The 13,946-nt window shown below is 44.3% G+C and carries 15 protein-coding genes; 6 read left to right on the forward strand and 9 right to left on the reverse strand.

What is annotated here, in order from left to right; all coding sequences use genetic code 11:
- The gene (gene waaA / locus CAG58_RS09255; RefSeq protein WP_161425639.1) at nt 1-1,266 is read left to right on the forward strand and encodes a lipid IV(A) 3-deoxy-D-manno-octulosonic acid transferase; all 1,266 of its coding nucleotides are present in this window, start codon (nt 1-3) and stop codon (nt 1,264-1,266) included.
- Here waaA and CAG58_RS09260 read toward each other — a convergent pair.
- The gene (locus CAG58_RS09260; RefSeq protein ID WP_161425640.1) at nt 1,263-1,967 is read right to left on the reverse strand and encodes a 3-deoxy-D-manno-octulosonic acid kinase; all 705 of its coding nucleotides are present in this window, start codon (nt 1,965-1,967) and stop codon (nt 1,263-1,265) included. The genes waaA and CAG58_RS09260 overlap by 4 nt on opposite strands.
- 22 nt (nt 1,968-1,989) lie before the next feature.
- Entirely contained in the window at nt 1,990-2,376 is a 387-nt protein-coding gene (locus CAG58_RS09265) for a diacylglycerol kinase (protein ID WP_040905696.1), read from the reverse strand.
- A 100-nt stretch (nt 2,377-2,476) separates the two neighbouring features.
- Between CAG58_RS09265 and CAG58_RS09270 the strand changes: the two genes are divergently transcribed.
- Genes CAG58_RS09270 through coaD form a run of 5 tightly spaced genes read left to right on the forward strand, consistent with a single transcriptional unit; the run spans nt 2,477 to nt 7,027 of the window.
- Nucleotides 2,477-3,532: a glycosyltransferase family 9 protein gene (locus CAG58_RS09270; RefSeq protein ID WP_161425641.1), complete on the forward strand. Its 1,056-nt coding sequence runs from the start codon at nt 2,477-2,479 to the stop codon at nt 3,530-3,532.
- Entirely contained in the window at nt 3,525-4,316 is a 792-nt protein-coding gene (locus CAG58_RS09275; RefSeq protein WP_161425642.1) for a glycosyltransferase family 2 protein, read from the forward strand. Before CAG58_RS09270 ends, CAG58_RS09275 begins: the two co-directional genes overlap by 8 nt.
- Nucleotides 4,313-5,362, forward strand: a complete 1,050-nt coding sequence (locus CAG58_RS09280; protein ID WP_004397464.1) for a glycosyltransferase family 4 protein — start codon at nt 4,313-4,315, stop codon at nt 5,360-5,362. Before CAG58_RS09275 ends, CAG58_RS09280 begins: the two co-directional genes overlap by 4 nt.
- 50 nt (nt 5,363-5,412) lie before the next feature.
- Nucleotides 5,413-6,504 (forward strand): glycosyltransferase family 4 protein, encoded by a 1,092-nt coding sequence (locus CAG58_RS09285; RefSeq protein WP_161425643.1) that lies wholly within the window; start codon nt 5,413-5,415, stop codon nt 6,502-6,504.
- A gap of 28 nt (nt 6,505-6,532) precedes the next feature.
- Nucleotides 6,533-7,027, forward strand: coding sequence for a pantetheine-phosphate adenylyltransferase (gene coaD, locus CAG58_RS09290; RefSeq protein ID WP_004397467.1), 495 nt, complete (start codon nt 6,533-6,535; stop codon nt 7,025-7,027).
- 49 nt (nt 7,028-7,076) lie between these two features.
- On the opposite strand, the gene CAG58_RS09295 is transcribed toward coaD, so the two are convergent.
- From CAG58_RS09295 to CAG58_RS09325, 7 genes are all read right to left on the reverse strand, one after another.
- Nucleotides 7,077-9,074, reverse strand: a complete 1,998-nt coding sequence (locus tag CAG58_RS09295) for an LTA synthase family protein (protein WP_161425644.1) — start codon at nt 9,072-9,074, stop codon at nt 7,077-7,079.
- Between the two features lie 83 nt (nt 9,075-9,157).
- Entirely contained in the window at nt 9,158-9,967 is an 810-nt protein-coding gene (gene mutM, locus CAG58_RS09300) for a bifunctional DNA-formamidopyrimidine glycosylase/DNA-(apurinic or apyrimidinic site) lyase (protein WP_161425495.1), read from the reverse strand.
- A gap of 32 nt (nt 9,968-9,999) precedes the next feature.
- Nucleotides 10,000-10,491, reverse strand: coding sequence for a hypothetical protein (locus tag CAG58_RS09305; protein ID WP_158137615.1), 492 nt, complete (start codon nt 10,489-10,491; stop codon nt 10,000-10,002).
- A 178-nt stretch (nt 10,492-10,669) separates the two neighbouring features.
- Nucleotides 10,670-10,837 (reverse strand): 50S ribosomal protein L33, encoded by a 168-nt coding sequence (gene rpmG, locus CAG58_RS09310; protein ID WP_004397475.1) that lies wholly within the window; start codon nt 10,835-10,837, stop codon nt 10,670-10,672.
- A gap of 13 nt (nt 10,838-10,850) precedes the next feature.
- Complete coding sequence (gene rpmB / locus CAG58_RS09315) at nt 10,851-11,087, reverse strand: 50S ribosomal protein L28 (RefSeq protein ID WP_004397476.1); 237 nt, start codon at nt 11,085-11,087, stop codon at nt 10,851-10,853.
- 277 nt (nt 11,088-11,364) lie between these two features.
- Nucleotides 11,365-12,039 (reverse strand): RadC family protein, encoded by a 675-nt coding sequence (radC, locus tag CAG58_RS09320; protein ID WP_161425496.1) that lies wholly within the window; start codon nt 12,037-12,039, stop codon nt 11,365-11,367.
- Between the two features lie 192 nt (nt 12,040-12,231).
- Nucleotides 12,232-13,908 (reverse strand): methyl-accepting chemotaxis protein, encoded by a 1,677-nt coding sequence (locus CAG58_RS09325; RefSeq protein ID WP_161425497.1) that lies wholly within the window; start codon nt 13,906-13,908, stop codon nt 12,232-12,234.
- Nucleotides 13,909-13,946 lie beyond the last annotated feature (38 nt).

Consider the following 13,946-nt stretch of genomic DNA (forward strand, 5'->3'; position numbering starts at 1 on the left):
GTGTTGATTCGCTGGCTATACAGTACACTGCTATTACTCGCAGCGCCTTTTATACTTCGTTCATTGTATAAAAGTAAGCCAGGTAAACCACCTTTTGGTTCTCGTTGGCCAGAACATTTTGGGCGAACCCCAAAACTCAATAGCTCAGAAAGTCCGATTTGGATTCATGCTGTATCCGTCGGTGAATCAATAGCCGCCACACCAATTATCCATGCGATTAAACAACATAATCCACAGCAATCGATCATTGTTACCACAACTACCAGTACCGGTGCGCAACAAATTGCCAAATTAGGCAATCTGGTTGAACATCGCTATATGCCGTTGGATTTTTCCTATTGTGTGCGTCGATTTTTAAACGTGGTCCAACCAAGTCAGCTGCTGATCATCGAAACGGAATTATGGCCGAATACCCTACGCTGTGTTGCTCAACACTCGATTCCGATCACCGTAATTAATGCTCGTCTTTCTGAACGATCTTGTCAGCGATATCAACGATTTCAAGTGGTTTTTGATCAACTAGCGTCTCATATTACTAAGCTGTTATGCCAGTATCCAAGTGACGCTGAACGCTTTTTACGATTAGGCGTTGCAAAAGAAAAAGTCATGGTCACGGGTTCAATAAAGTTTGATCTAAATATCAATCATGAGGTAATCCAAGCCGGTCAGCAGCTTCGTCAACAGTTGGGTCCACATCGCCCAATATGGATCGCCGCAAGTACCCACAAAGGTGAAGATGAACTTTGCTTGGTCGCTCATCGGCAAGTATTGACTATTTACCCAGACGCTTTGCTGATCCTTGTACCACGCCACCCAGAACGTTTTGATACGGTCGCACAACTTTGTAGAGCTGAAGGTTTTACTTTAAGTCGACGAACAGAGCCAACAACCGTAAAGACTCAGATTTATCTTGGAGATACCATGGGTGAGATGCTGACCTTGATTGGTAGTGCGGATATTTGCTTTATGGCTGGGAGCTTATTGGGTAATAAAGTCGGAGGGCACAACCCGCTAGAACCAGCAGCGTTAGCAAAGCCGATACTTAACGGTCCCAGTTATTATAATTTCAGTGAGGTGACAGAGGCTTTATTAACGGCGAATGCGCTACGCCTTTGCGCTTCCCCTCAAGAGATCGCTCACACCCTGATTGAGCTATTCAATCACCCTGATGCGGCACAGGCGCAGGGGCAAAAAGCCGCGCAAGTAGTCGCGGCCAATCGTGGCGCGCTAGAAAAAACCGTAGCGGTTATTTTCTCTACAAATTAAGAGACATATCCCGCTAATAGTGATTGCCATTGCTGCGTTTGCCAGTGAATACCATATCGCAGCTGCTCTTTGTGAAAAGAGCGCAGCAAACGCTGTAAATTCGCTTCTTTCCAATGTTCACCGGGTTGCTGATAGCATTTATCAAAATCGATAATCCATACCTTGTCTTGATCATCGATTAAAATATTGTGAATGTTAAGATCGGTATGATTGACTTGGGCGCGATGTAACTTGGCAATCTGTTGACCTATTAAAAAATAATGTCGCTCATCGAGCGGGTTTTCCTGCAAAATCGCCACCAGATCACGGGCATTGGTGATTTTTTCACTCAATAAATCGGCTTGATAAACCAGTCCGCGCTTAACCGCTCGCGCAGCTATCGGACGAGGTACATTCACTCCTTGTTGACGTAAATGTACCAACAGATGAAATTCAGCATAGCTGCGCGTTTTATGCCATCCTTGAAACCAATATTGATCGCTAACTACCTTGCCAAATAATCCACCACGACGGTAATGACGCAACGCCGCCTCTATATGCTGCATAGCAACAAACCACGTCGTTCCCCGTCCCTTAGCACTGCCAATGATTTTTTGTTCAGCTTGCCAATAGTCGGTATCAAAAAGATGGTGAAGAGGCTCACTGACCCATTGGTCGTCATACCAAATCATTTGCTGCTTGAGCGAGCATTGTTTAATCATTACGACTGATCCTTAACGCCTGTTATAGATAATGAACATAAAGTAATACACTCCAGATAAGCCCTGCGAGTAATAATGTCACCATTACCGCCGCAGAGCCGATATCTTTCGCACGTCCACTCAACTCATGACGCTCAGAACCGACCCTATCCACCACAGCTTCTATCGCTGAGTTAAGTAATTCGACGATCAATACCAGCACGACGCTGGAGAACATGACTAATCGTTCCAACACAGGCAAATCGAGCAAGCACAGAATCGCTCCAGCAATCACCAACAGTAGCAACTCTTGACGAATAGCCGCTTCATGTTGAAAAGCTGCTTTTAACCCTTGCCATGAATAACCGGTCGCGTTGATGACGCGGCGTAATCCTGTCGCGCCAGGTTTTCCGCTAAAGGGAGGTTGCATAATGAATATCTCTCATTTTATGGTGGATTCAAAAAGGCTTATTTTACATTTATCGGCAGACTCTGCATAATTTAGGCTCATTAATGAGTGAGCTTTTTCCATGCCCCTGTTTTCTTCACCACCTCAGTCTGTCTGTTTTTTACGCCTTTCGGCGATAGGTGATGTCTGTCATGCCGTTGCCGCCGTTCAAGCTCTGCAAAAACACTGGCCAGACACCAAAGTGACTTGGATCATTGACAAAGTTGAAGCCCAGTTATTGCAAGGCTTAAACAATGTCGAGCTGATCATCTTCGATAAAAAAGCGGGCTTCGCCGGCATGAAAGCGGTTTGGCGACAGTTAAAAGGTCGACGATTTGATGCCCTTATCCATATGCAGCTTGCGCTGCGAGCCAGCTTACTGACGTTAGGGATTCACGCTCAATACAAAGTCGGCTTTCATCGCCAACGAGCGAAAGAAGGTCAGTGGTTATTTACGAACCGTAAAATCGCTGATCATCAATCTACTCACGTCTTAGACAGTTTTTTAGCCTTTGTTGAGTATCTCGGTGTACCTCGCACAGCCCCAACGTGGTCAATGCCGATTGGCGAGCCAGAACGAGCTTTTGCTCGTCAACAATTACACGATAAGCCAAGTGTGGTGATTTGTCCTGCTGCCAGTAAAGATGAACGAAATTGGTTAACCGAGCGTTATGCCCAATTTGCCGATTATGTCACCACTCAAGGTTATCAAGTGGTGCTATGCGGTTCGCCTGCACCACGAGAAGTTCAATTAGCAGCAACAATCTCAGAATTAATGACTCAGCCGGTCATCAATTTGGTAGGCAAAACCAGCTTAAAACAATTAACTGCTGTACTGGGTGAAGCTAAGTTAGTACTTGCTCCTGATTCAGGGCCGGCTCATATTGCAACAACCCAAGGCACGCCTGTGTTAGGCTTGTATGCGCACAGTAACCCCAAACGCACAGGTCCTTATTTTAATATTGGGGATGTCGTCAGCGTCTATGAGGATAACGTGACCAAGCAACAGGCAAAACCTCTCAGTGAGCTGGCTTGGAGCACGCGGGCCAAAGGCACGGATTTGATGCAACAGATCACTGTATCCGTAGTGATTGAAAGATTTGAACATATGATGAAAGGTGTAGTACTTAATGACTAAATCCACTCCGACGTTGGCTGTCGCCTTAATCGTCAAAAATGAAGCAAAACATTTACAAGCTTGCCTCGAGACAGTCGCTGATTGGGTTGATGAGATTGTTATTCTTGATTCTGGTAGTAATGACGCAACAGAATCGATTGCTCGTCGCTTTACTGACAAGTTCTTTGTGAACAAAGACTGGCAAGGCTTCGGATCTCAGCGCCGTTTAGCCCAATCCTATATAACTGCAGATTATGTACTATGGCTAGATGCCGATGAGCGAGTCACTCCAGAATTGAAAGCGAGTATTTTACAAGCCGTAAAACATGATAAACCCAACACTGTGTATCAGATCGATCGCTTAACTACGGCCTTTGGTAAACAAATTCATTATTCTGGCTGGTCACCTGATTGGGTTACTCGCCTTTATCGGACTTGTGAAACACAATATAACACGGCTTTAGTGCACGAAAGCGTTGAAATTCCCTCTCATCTAACACTCAAGTCTCTATCTGGTTATTTACAGCACTACACTTTTGAGTATCTACCACAATACACAGCAAAAACTCAGCATTATATGAAAGCGTGGGTTGATCAACGAGAAGGTAAAAAATCCGCAACCTTAACTGATGCAGTATTACATGGCTTTTTCCGTTTTTTTAAAATGTATATTCTAAAACGTGGTTTTTTAGATGGGCGGCATGGACTATTACTGGCGATTTTAAGTGCTAACACCACATTTACTCGTTATGCAGACCTTTGGTTGCGTGATTATGTCCGCCAGCAAAAAAGAGAGCGCTCATGAAAATTTGTCATGTTAATCTCGCCTCTGGTTATCATGGTGGTGAGAATCAAACACTACTACTGATTCAACAGCAGATTAAGTTAGGTTACCAACTTACCGTTGTTGCTAACCCCAAAAGTCTTTTTTACTCACGAGTAAAAGAACTACCTTGTCGATTAATTGCTTGTAAACACTTTTTAACTCAGCACGGAAAAGCTATTACACAAGATTCAGATTTAATTCATGTACACGAAGGACGAGCGATTTATTGGGCTTGGTTACAATATCAGTTGTATAAAATACCCTATATCATCACTCGTCGAATTGATAATCCTCTCAGTGAACGATGGTTTGCAGCTCAAGCTTACTGCTCGGCTAGCGCATTAGTCGGGTTAAGTCAGGAAATTTGTCGACAAATTTTATTACGCTACCCGCTGAAAAAGGTGGTCACCATCCCAAGCTCACCAGTTCGTTATCCCATTAATCAGCAACAAGTCTCTCGGATTCGTGAACAATTTTCTCATCCATTCTTAGTTATTCATGCGGCGAATATGCTTCATCACAAAGGTTTTGATGTTACGCTTGCAGCCGCTCGCCTATTAATGGACTCAGAATCGGACATTCATTTCGCTTTGTTGGGAGATGGAAAAGAGCGTCCAGCATTAGAACAGCAAGCCAAAGGTTTAACAAATGTTCATTTCATGGGTAAGCAGAACAATATGGGTGATTGGTTTGCTGCTGCTGATATGCTTATCCATCCCTCTTACAGTGAAGGGTTAGGCTCTGTGATTTTAGAGGCAATGGGTAGTGGGTTACCTGTCGTGGGTAGTCGAGCCGGAGGGATCCCAGACATTATTGAAGACCGTGTTTCTGGCTTATTAATTACCCCCGGAGATGCCCAAGAATTAGCGCAGGCTATTTTGCAAGTTCGTCATGATCCAAATCTTGTTGACATATTAACCATCGGACGAGAGAAAAAGTTACGCGATTTTCAGATTGAACAAACTGCACAGCGTTATCACACGCTCTACTCAGAAATAATGAAAAGCAATGCTTGCTGTTCATAAAAACTGAAAGTTAACGAAAATAAAGCGGACACCATAAAGGTAAGATATACATGAGAATTTTAATTTTTAGCTCTTACAAAGATGCATGGAATAGCGTTCGTCCAGAAGCTGAAATGTTCATTGAAATGGTTAAATTAGGCCATCAACTTACGATAATGACTCAAGGCAATGCACCGTATGTAGCCCGTTTTCGTGACAGCGGTATCAAGGTGATTGATGCTTATCCCAGTAAAAAAATCTGCTGGAAGACCATCAAAAGGCTGCGTACAGAGTTACACGCTCATCACTATGATATTGTCTATGCCATGAATTCAAAAACCATTCCCAATGCTGCCTTTGCTTGTATCGGCTTTAAACAGACCAAATTGGTGACGTATCGAGGAACGGTCGGTGGATTATATCGTCATGACCCCAGTGCCTATTTAACCCATTTACACCCCAGAGTTGATGGTATCAGCTGTGTGGCACAAGCCGTTACTGATGACGTAAAAAAACGAGTGTGGAAGCATCAAGACTGCGTGGTCACAATTTACAAAGGGCATGATATTGCTTGGTATCAAGCTCAGCCTGCTTCATTGAAAGAATTAGGATTACCTAACGATGCATTTTGCATCATTTGTATTGCCAATGCTCGGCCGAGTAAGGGTGTCCATATCTTGCTTGAAAGTGCAAAACAACTGGCTGATTTAGTGAATCTGCATATACTGCTTGTAGGACGTGATATGCAAACTGAACAACATTTAGCCTTAGCTGAGCAAAGTGGGATGTCTGAACGTATTCATTTTCTCGGCTACCGAAGCGATGTTCCCGAGCTGTTAGCTTCTAGCTCTGTACAAATTCAACCTTCGATTAGTGGTGAAGGGCTACCTAAAACTATTATTGAAGCTATGGCGATGGGTATTCCTTCCATTGTAACCACAACGGGCGGCGGTAAAGAATTATTGGTTGATGGTGAAAGTGGTTTTATTGTTCCAGTACAAAAACCAACCGCCATTGCAGATAAAGTTCGCGTTCTCTATCAAGCACCACAACAACGTCTACAAATGGGGATGCGCGCACAACAACGCATGATTAATGATTTCTCTTGCCAAGCCAGCGCTAAACAACATCTGGCTTTTTTTCATTCATTATTAGGCAGATAACTCCGCTTTCACAGATGAGAACACGACCGTGAGCCAAAAACGTATTTCTCGGGTTATTTATCCCGGCACTTTCGATCCTATCACCAATGGACACCTTGATATTGTTGAGCGTGCAGCCAGCATGTTCGATGAGGTGATCATTGCTGTCGCGGCAAGTCCAAGTAAAAATACCATGTTCACCCTTGATGAAAGAGTAACCTTTACTCAAGCAGTGACTCAGCACTTACCGAACGTAACCAGCAAAGGCTTTAGCGGCTTGATGGTCGATTTTGCTCGCGCAGAGCAAGCTAACGTTTTGATCCGCGGTCTACGAACCACAGTAGATTTTGAATACGAATTTGGCCTGACCAATATGTATCGTCGTTTAATGCCGGGATTAGAGAGCGTCTTTTTAACGCCATCTGAACAATACGCTTTTATTTCATCGACTATCGTCCGTGAAGTTGCGATTCATGGCGGCAATGTGGATGGCTTTGTCCCTACCGTCGTCGCACAGGCACTAAGTGCCAAAAAAGTCATTTAGATTACTCTGTGGGTTAAGCCGAGATTAACCCACAGAGTTCTTTCGTCGATTATGGTGTCATCGGTAATACTTGAGAACGCAAAAAGTATTCTTGTAATCGGTGATATTCTAATCCCCATTGGCGATCAAAGGTTTGCTCATCACTGGCTTGCGGTTCAGTCAGTAATGACTCATCACCTTGCCAAGGATGGAAGATAAACGGTGGATGGTTACTCACAGCACCATAGGCATTAATACTCATACCACTATTGAAACCGATATTACTTACCTCCCCTATAGTAAGTAAGTTTTCTCCACCTAAAGAAACATAAGCTTGATCAGACAAACTAAAATGATACAAGGTTGGAAAAATATCTCGATGGGAACCGATACGCTCTGGCTGATAGTTAAATTCGGTGTGCGCCAAAATCGATGGTGGCACATAAAGATAAAAGGGAACCGCGTGAGTTAACCCTGCTTCCCCAGGCCGAGCAATATCCGTATAGCGTACGCGATGATCGCCAGTAACCGCCAAGATCACCTGCTCACTTAATGGGGATTGTTTTATATGACTAATAAATTTACCGACTGCATCACTAGCATACTGAAACGTTTTTAATAACTCTTGAGCGTCTCGATTACCTTTATAGCCCAGCATCTCTTGCAAACGAGGAGTAAGGGCGGTTGGTTTAGGTTGATAATACGCTGGAACCCGATACGGTGAGTGATTGGTGACTGTCATCACGTAAATAAGAGTTGGCCGCTCAGCCTTATCTAATAACTGCTGAGTAAATTTAAACGTAAACTCATCGGGTACACCCCAAGTCCCTGCGTATTGGGCAGCAAGGGGGAAAGCACCAACAATGTCATTTTCATCATAGACGCGATCAAAACCTTGAGTGGGTAAATAGTTCGCTAAGTTGCGCCACATACCGTTACCACCATAGACAAAAACCACATCATAGCCAGCCCGCTGATATGGCAATACCGCCGAGCTTGGAAGGGGAATTTTTTGCCAATTAGAATGACTGATCGTCGCCAATGGGCTATGCACTAGCATCATTACGATACTGTCTATTGTAGCGGAAGTGCCCGCCAAAAAACGCTCGAACAGAAAATCGTGTCGATAATGCTCCCGAAAACGACCTAATAAATCGTTTGTGGTTGGATCATCTTCAATTAAAACGCTCAACCCCATACTTTCCATCATCGCGATAACCACATGAGGCGGATGATCAGCGAGATAATCATTGTGAGGGGTTTTATAATTCGCGTCAGGCTGCCCCAACAACTTTTGCATTTGCTGCTGCAATACTTGCTGAGATATCGGTTCTAAGTGAGCACGTGATGTATAATCACTGCGCGCCCAATCAAGCGCCATAAAGGCATTAGGGGTGATCATATTTAATGGCTGATAAGCCGAGACACTAGCATGATAACGTTTCAGAGGTAAACTGCCCGTCGAGCCCCTTGCCAGTAAAAACACACCGACCATCATGAAGACGACGGATAAGCTAGTAATACTCCAATGCCAGTGCTGTTGCGAGGACCATAAGTTAAGACGTGTCAGGTAACGGGCAAAGTAGTAACCAATCCCAGCCATAACTAACGCTAAACTCACCCCGTATATAACCGGATAATCAACCCATAAGTTAGTCAGTACCGCGACTGAGTCATCATCCATCAAGCCAAAAATAAATAAATCAATATGGCTACCATAGGTTAAGTAGTAGTAATAATTACCAACTCCACCAATGATATACAATAAAACAATTACTGCATGGTAGTAAGTCGATAAGCTTAACCAGCGTAAATAGGCTTGGGAAAATGCCGCGCATACAAGGCCAACTAACAGTAATGGGGCATAAGCAATAGCGGTGACTTTTGCATCAAATCGAGCGCCGACCATAAAAGCACGTTGAATATCATTCACTATATCATTAACAGGCAAACCAGGCTCAATATGCAAATAAAGAGCGTAGCGAGAAGCAAACAACAGTAAAAATGAAAAAACAAAGTAGCCAATGAATAACTGGCATATATGTCGAAAATGGCGCTGATAATACATATTAAGAAGGTGCTTAAGAAAACAGGAGGCTAATGTTACGCCAAGTGATTTTCATGTCCATCATTAGATAATAAAAATATTAGTCAATCTTGGCAGTGGTTACAGAACATGCTGTTACGCTGAGCAATTTTCTGTTCAAGAATCGGTTCCGCGCAAATAGGACAAGGTTTACCGCCTTTGCCATACACTTGCAGCTCTTGGGCAAAATAGCCTGGCTTGCCATCGGCTTGCGAGAAATCTTTCAACGTAGTGCCACCTTGCGCAATGGCCGTCGCCAGTACGGCTTTTATCTCACTGACCAAACATTGCCACTCGGTGTCCGATAAACTTTGCGCCGGTCTTAAAGGGTGAATTTTGGCTTTAAACAGCGATTCATTAGCGTAGATATTGCCCACCCCAACCACGTTTTTATTATCCATAATAAACGCTTTTATCGCTAAGCGTTTATTGTTCGCACGTTTAGCAATCGTCTCGGCATTAAACGCATCGGTCAGTGGCTCTGGCCCCATATGACTGAGTACCGAGTGATGTTCTCCTGGCGCGACATACAACCAAGCACCAAAACGGCGCGGATCGTGATAACGCAGTAACGTGCCATTCACAAGTACCAGATCAACATGATCGTGCTTCCCTGGTGGAAAATTCGCATCTAACACCCTCAAGGCTCCCGACATACCGAGATGAATAATCGCATTGCCCGCTTCGGTTTCGATGAATAGATATTTGGCGCGTCGTGAAATGGCCGTTATCTGCTGGCCTTCCAGCCGAGTTAATTCATGGGGGATCGGCCAGCGTAGTTTTTCACAGCGCCAAGTGATCGCGGCGATGGTTTGACCAATTAAATGCGGCGAAATACCTAAGCGACTGACTTCGACTTCGGGTAACTCAGGCATCATAGCTCCAAGATGGTTGACGAATTAAGATCTTAACGACTGGATGAAGGGAAAAGATAATCGGCTTCCACTGAGATAGCAATCCACTTATCTTGCCAGTTTTTAAATAACCAAAACTGCGGTGATTGATAATAAGTGATCCGCTGTGGCTCTTCCTGATCGCGATACCAGACTTCAATGGTTTGCGGCCCGATCAAACTTGGCTGTAATGAACGTACGGTTTGTTCATCAACCTCGGTACCGACTAAAGCTTGCCAGCGCTGGGCTAATTGCAGCGCAGAAACCTCACCAGTCGGAGTCAACTGCCATTGATCTTGCTCTAACGTCAGCTCAAACGATCGTGTATACACCGCCTGTAATGGTGCATTGGGATTAAGTAAACTAGGGTAAGCATGCGCTGCGCTCTTATCTGAGGTCAGATAAGATTTGAGTAATGGCGGTAAGTTCAACACCCCAATAAACAGCAATACTAAGATGATCAGAATATTGTTCCATCGCCGACGACGATGAGGAGCAATGCGCATGCAGCAGTCCTTAGCTAATAGATAAGATTCGCTAAGAATAGCAAAGTAGCTAGCTAGGTTCTAGGTTCTAGGTTCTAGGTTCTAGGTTCTAGGTTCTAGGGCCGATTTTTCCACATAAAGAAAAACCCAACCAAATTGGCTGGGTTTTCGCTACTTGTACAACAGAGTGCGCAATCAATTACTTGATTTTGCCTTCTTTGTAAACAACGTGCTGGCGAACTACTGGATCAAACTTTTTGATCTCAAATTTGCCTGGCATGTTGCGTTTGTTCTTGTCAGTTGTGTAGAAGTGACCAGTACCTGCAGAAGATATTAGTCGAATTTTCTCACGAATGCCTTTAGCCATTGCTCAATTCCTCTTAAACGTTTTCGCCACGTGCACGGATATCAACAAGAACAGCATCGATGCCTTTCTTATCAATGATACGCATGCCTTTAGCAGTTAGACGTAGTTTAACAAAACGTTTTTCGCTCTCTACCCAGAAACGATGAGTTTGTAGGTTCGGCAGAAAACGACGCTTAGTAGCATTTCGTGCGTGTGAACGGTTGTTACCCGTTATTGGACGCTTACCAGTTACTTGGCATACTCGGGACATGAATGTCTTCTCCAAATCGTTTCAGCTCGATATCAACCTTGGTGGCCGAACCTCGTTCTCGATGTATTAAGAAGTTTGAGGTTAAAAACCGTTATGGAAAATCCATACAAGGCTATCAAAGGTCGCGTATTATACTAACTTGACATGCATTGCTCAAGACCCGAACAGATCCTTTTTACGGATTTGGTGATCTTTTTTAAGCAGAGCTGAGTTTAGGTTGATAATTTAGTGCGCGAATCATACCAGAATAATCTTAAGTCACAACATAAAATATCCGTCAAATCCATCCTCGTTCCGCAAAAGAAACCACTTCACCATCACCAATCACAAAGTGGTCAAGGACACGAATGTCGACTAACTGCAAAGCATCGACTAAACGCTGAGTAATTCGGCGATCAGCCTGACTGGGTTCTGCAATGCCAGAAGGATGATTATGCGCCAAAATTAATGCCGCCGCATTGAGTTGTAACGCTCGCTTAACGACTTCCCGAGGATAGACACTGGCCGCATCGATCGTCCCTTCAAACAAGACTTCACCTTGAATAACACGATGTTGATTATCGAGAAAGAGAATATAAAAGGCTTCACGATGACGATCGCGTAGCACGCTGGTTAAATATAACTTGGTTTGTTGAGGGCTGGTTAACGCGTCACCACGCTTTAAAGTTTCAGCCAAGTAACGCTGAGTCATTTCTAAGACAGCTTGTAATTGAACAAATTTTGCTTCTCCCAGTCCTTTATGTGCACAAAACTGCTCTTTACTGGCAGAAAACAAAGCGCGCAATGAACCAGATTGACGCAATAAACAATCCGCCAGTTCTAAGACATTCATCCCTGGTGTGCCGGTGCGTAAAAAAATCGCTAGCAGTTCAGCATCGGATAACGCTTGCGGCCCTCTGGCAAGTAGCTTCTCTCGTGGCATTGATTCTACAGGGAGATCTTTGAGACCCATGACTACGCTCCAAGTCTACTAAATAGAGAATAACGACGCGGTGCCCCCTTACCAACAAAGCAACCCGTTTTTTCAAACTGGGTTAATATCAGCACACGGGGCTCTCTTTTATAAGCGAAGAATGACTCAGGCCCAAATGGGCCTGAGTGAAGATGGGAATAAGATCAATCTCGGTGGTAACTCATTTGTTGATTAAAGCTTAAAGTGACTGACGAGATTCCCCATTTGTTGTCCAGAAGCCGCCAAGCGTGAGCTGATCGATTCTGAGTGCTGCAAGTTATCACTCAACTGGTTAACGATGTGCTGAATCGCGACCAAGTTCTGATTAATGTCTTCGGCTACCGCACTTTGCTGCTCTGCCGCCGATGCGGTTTGGATCCCCATATCTTGAATTAAACCGACGGCTTGTGAAATCCCAGCCAAACTTTGTTTGATATGCATCGATTCTTCAGCGGTTTTTTCGCCCCGCTTTTGGCTAGTATTCATGCTTTCAACCGCTTTGCTTACCCCTTGGTGAAGAGACTGAAGCATCTCACTGATCTCTTGCGTACTATTTTGTGTCCGACTCGCCAAAGAACGGACCTCATCAGCGACAACAGCAAAACCTCGTCCTTGTTCTCCAGCTCGCGCCGCTTCGATAGCCGCATTCAATGCTAGTAGGTTTGTCTGCCCCGCGATTTCACCAATCACATTTAACACTTGAGTGATTTTATCGGTACGCTGACTCAGATCTTGAATCGCGTCTGAGGTGAGGTTAACCTCACGCACCAATTCGCTGATCCCTTCAATTGCACTATTCACTTCATGCTGGGCATCTCGGATTTGACCATTAGCAGATTCAATCGCTTGTGAAGTCGCATTGGTATTATTCGCCACTTCCCGTGCCGTAGCGCTCATTTCGGTTACCGCTGTCACGACTTTATCCGTTTCAAGACAGTGGCTGTTCATTTTCTGATTAGATTGCGTGGTTTGTATATCTAACTCTCCGGCAGCCAATTGCACTTCTTGCGCCGACTCTCGCAACTGTTTGATCATCGGATGAAGTTTATCCATAAAGGCATTAAACGCTTTGGCAACCTCACCGATTTCATCTTGGCTTTCTACCTTCAGTCGAGCGGTTAAATCCCCTTCACCTGCGGCCACATCTTGCAGTGAAGCAACCACGTGCTGTAATGGCGCAACTCCTTTAGCCACCAACACACTGACCACCATACTGGTGATCAATAGCCCAACCAACGATAAACCAATCGTTGACCACATTTGCTCTTTCGCTTGGTCTTGACGTAATACTTGAAATTGGGCGACTTGCGCATCGATATCATCAATATAAATTCCGGTTCCCAATACCCAATCCCATTTAGGTAAATATTCGGCATAACCCAATTTAGGTGCTTGCGCGTTAATCGTCGGTTTATGCCAAGAAAAGTACAAAAAGCCATCACCGGATTTCGCCGCGCGGATAAGTCCAGCAATCACTGGCACGCCATTTTCATCTTGCAAGCCATAGAGATTCTTTCCTTCCAGAGAAGGATTGATGGCATGCAAGGTATTCACACCTTGTGAATCATAGGCAAAAAAGTAACCGTCACTTTCAAAACGCATCGCTTTGAGTAAGGTTTTGGCTGCGGCTTGATTCTCACCATTACGATCACTCTCATATAATGATTGAACCGCGGTCACGCCCATCATTAAATACGCTTGTAGCTCAGCTTTACGAGTCTCGACCAATTGCTCGCGATATTGGGTTAATTCTTCTTCGAGTGCACGCGCATTACTCCAATAATTCACCATGGTCATTAACCCGGTGATCAGCACCAATGGAATCAGCGTCAGTAATAGCAATTTGGTTCTGCTCTTTAACGAGATCATTCTGTCATCCTAATTAACTTTTTGTTGTTTTTATGATG

It is taken from the genome of Vibrio sp. V31_P5A7T61, assembly GCF_009904895.1.
Taxonomy (GTDB): domain Bacteria; phylum Pseudomonadota; class Gammaproteobacteria; order Enterobacterales; family Vibrionaceae; genus Vibrio; species Vibrio metschnikovii.

Coding starts and splice junctions, on each gene's coding strand:
- CAG58_RS09260 (WP_161425640.1), bottom strand. CDS start 1,967: ATGATTAAACAATGCTCGCTCAAGCAGCAAATGATTTGGTATGACGAC.
- CAG58_RS09265 (WP_040905696.1), bottom strand. CDS start 2,376: ATGCAACCTCCCTTTAGCGGAAAACCTGGCGCGACAGGATTACGCCGC.
- CAG58_RS09270 (WP_161425641.1), top strand. CDS start 2,477: ATGCCCCTGTTTTCTTCACCACCTCAGTCTGTCTGTTTTTTACGCCTT.
- CAG58_RS09275 (WP_161425642.1), top strand. CDS start 3,525: ATGACTAAATCCACTCCGACGTTGGCTGTCGCCTTAATCGTCAAAAAT.
- CAG58_RS09280 (WP_004397464.1), top strand. CDS start 4,313: ATGAAAATTTGTCATGTTAATCTCGCCTCTGGTTATCATGGTGGTGAG.
- CAG58_RS09285 (WP_161425643.1), top strand. CDS start 5,413: ATGAGAATTTTAATTTTTAGCTCTTACAAAGATGCATGGAATAGCGTT.
- CAG58_RS09295 (WP_161425644.1), bottom strand. CDS start 9,074: ATGTATTATCAGCGCCATTTTCGACATATATGCCAGTTATTCATTGGC.
- mutM (WP_161425495.1), bottom strand. CDS start 9,967: ATGCCTGAGTTACCCGAAGTCGAAGTCAGTCGCTTAGGTATTTCGCCG.
- CAG58_RS09305 (WP_158137615.1), bottom strand. CDS start 10,491: ATGCGCATTGCTCCTCATCGTCGTCGGCGATGGAACAATATTCTGATC.
- rpmG (WP_004397475.1), bottom strand. CDS start 10,837: ATGGCTAAAGGCATTCGTGAGAAAATTCGACTAATATCTTCTGCAGGT.
- rpmB (WP_004397476.1), bottom strand. CDS start 11,087: ATGTCCCGAGTATGCCAAGTAACTGGTAAGCGTCCAATAACGGGTAAC.
- radC (WP_161425496.1), bottom strand. CDS start 12,039: ATGGGTCTCAAAGATCTCCCTGTAGAATCAATGCCACGAGAGAAGCTA.
- CAG58_RS09325 (WP_161425497.1), bottom strand. CDS start 13,908: ATGATCTCGTTAAAGAGCAGAACCAAATTGCTATTACTGACGCTGATT.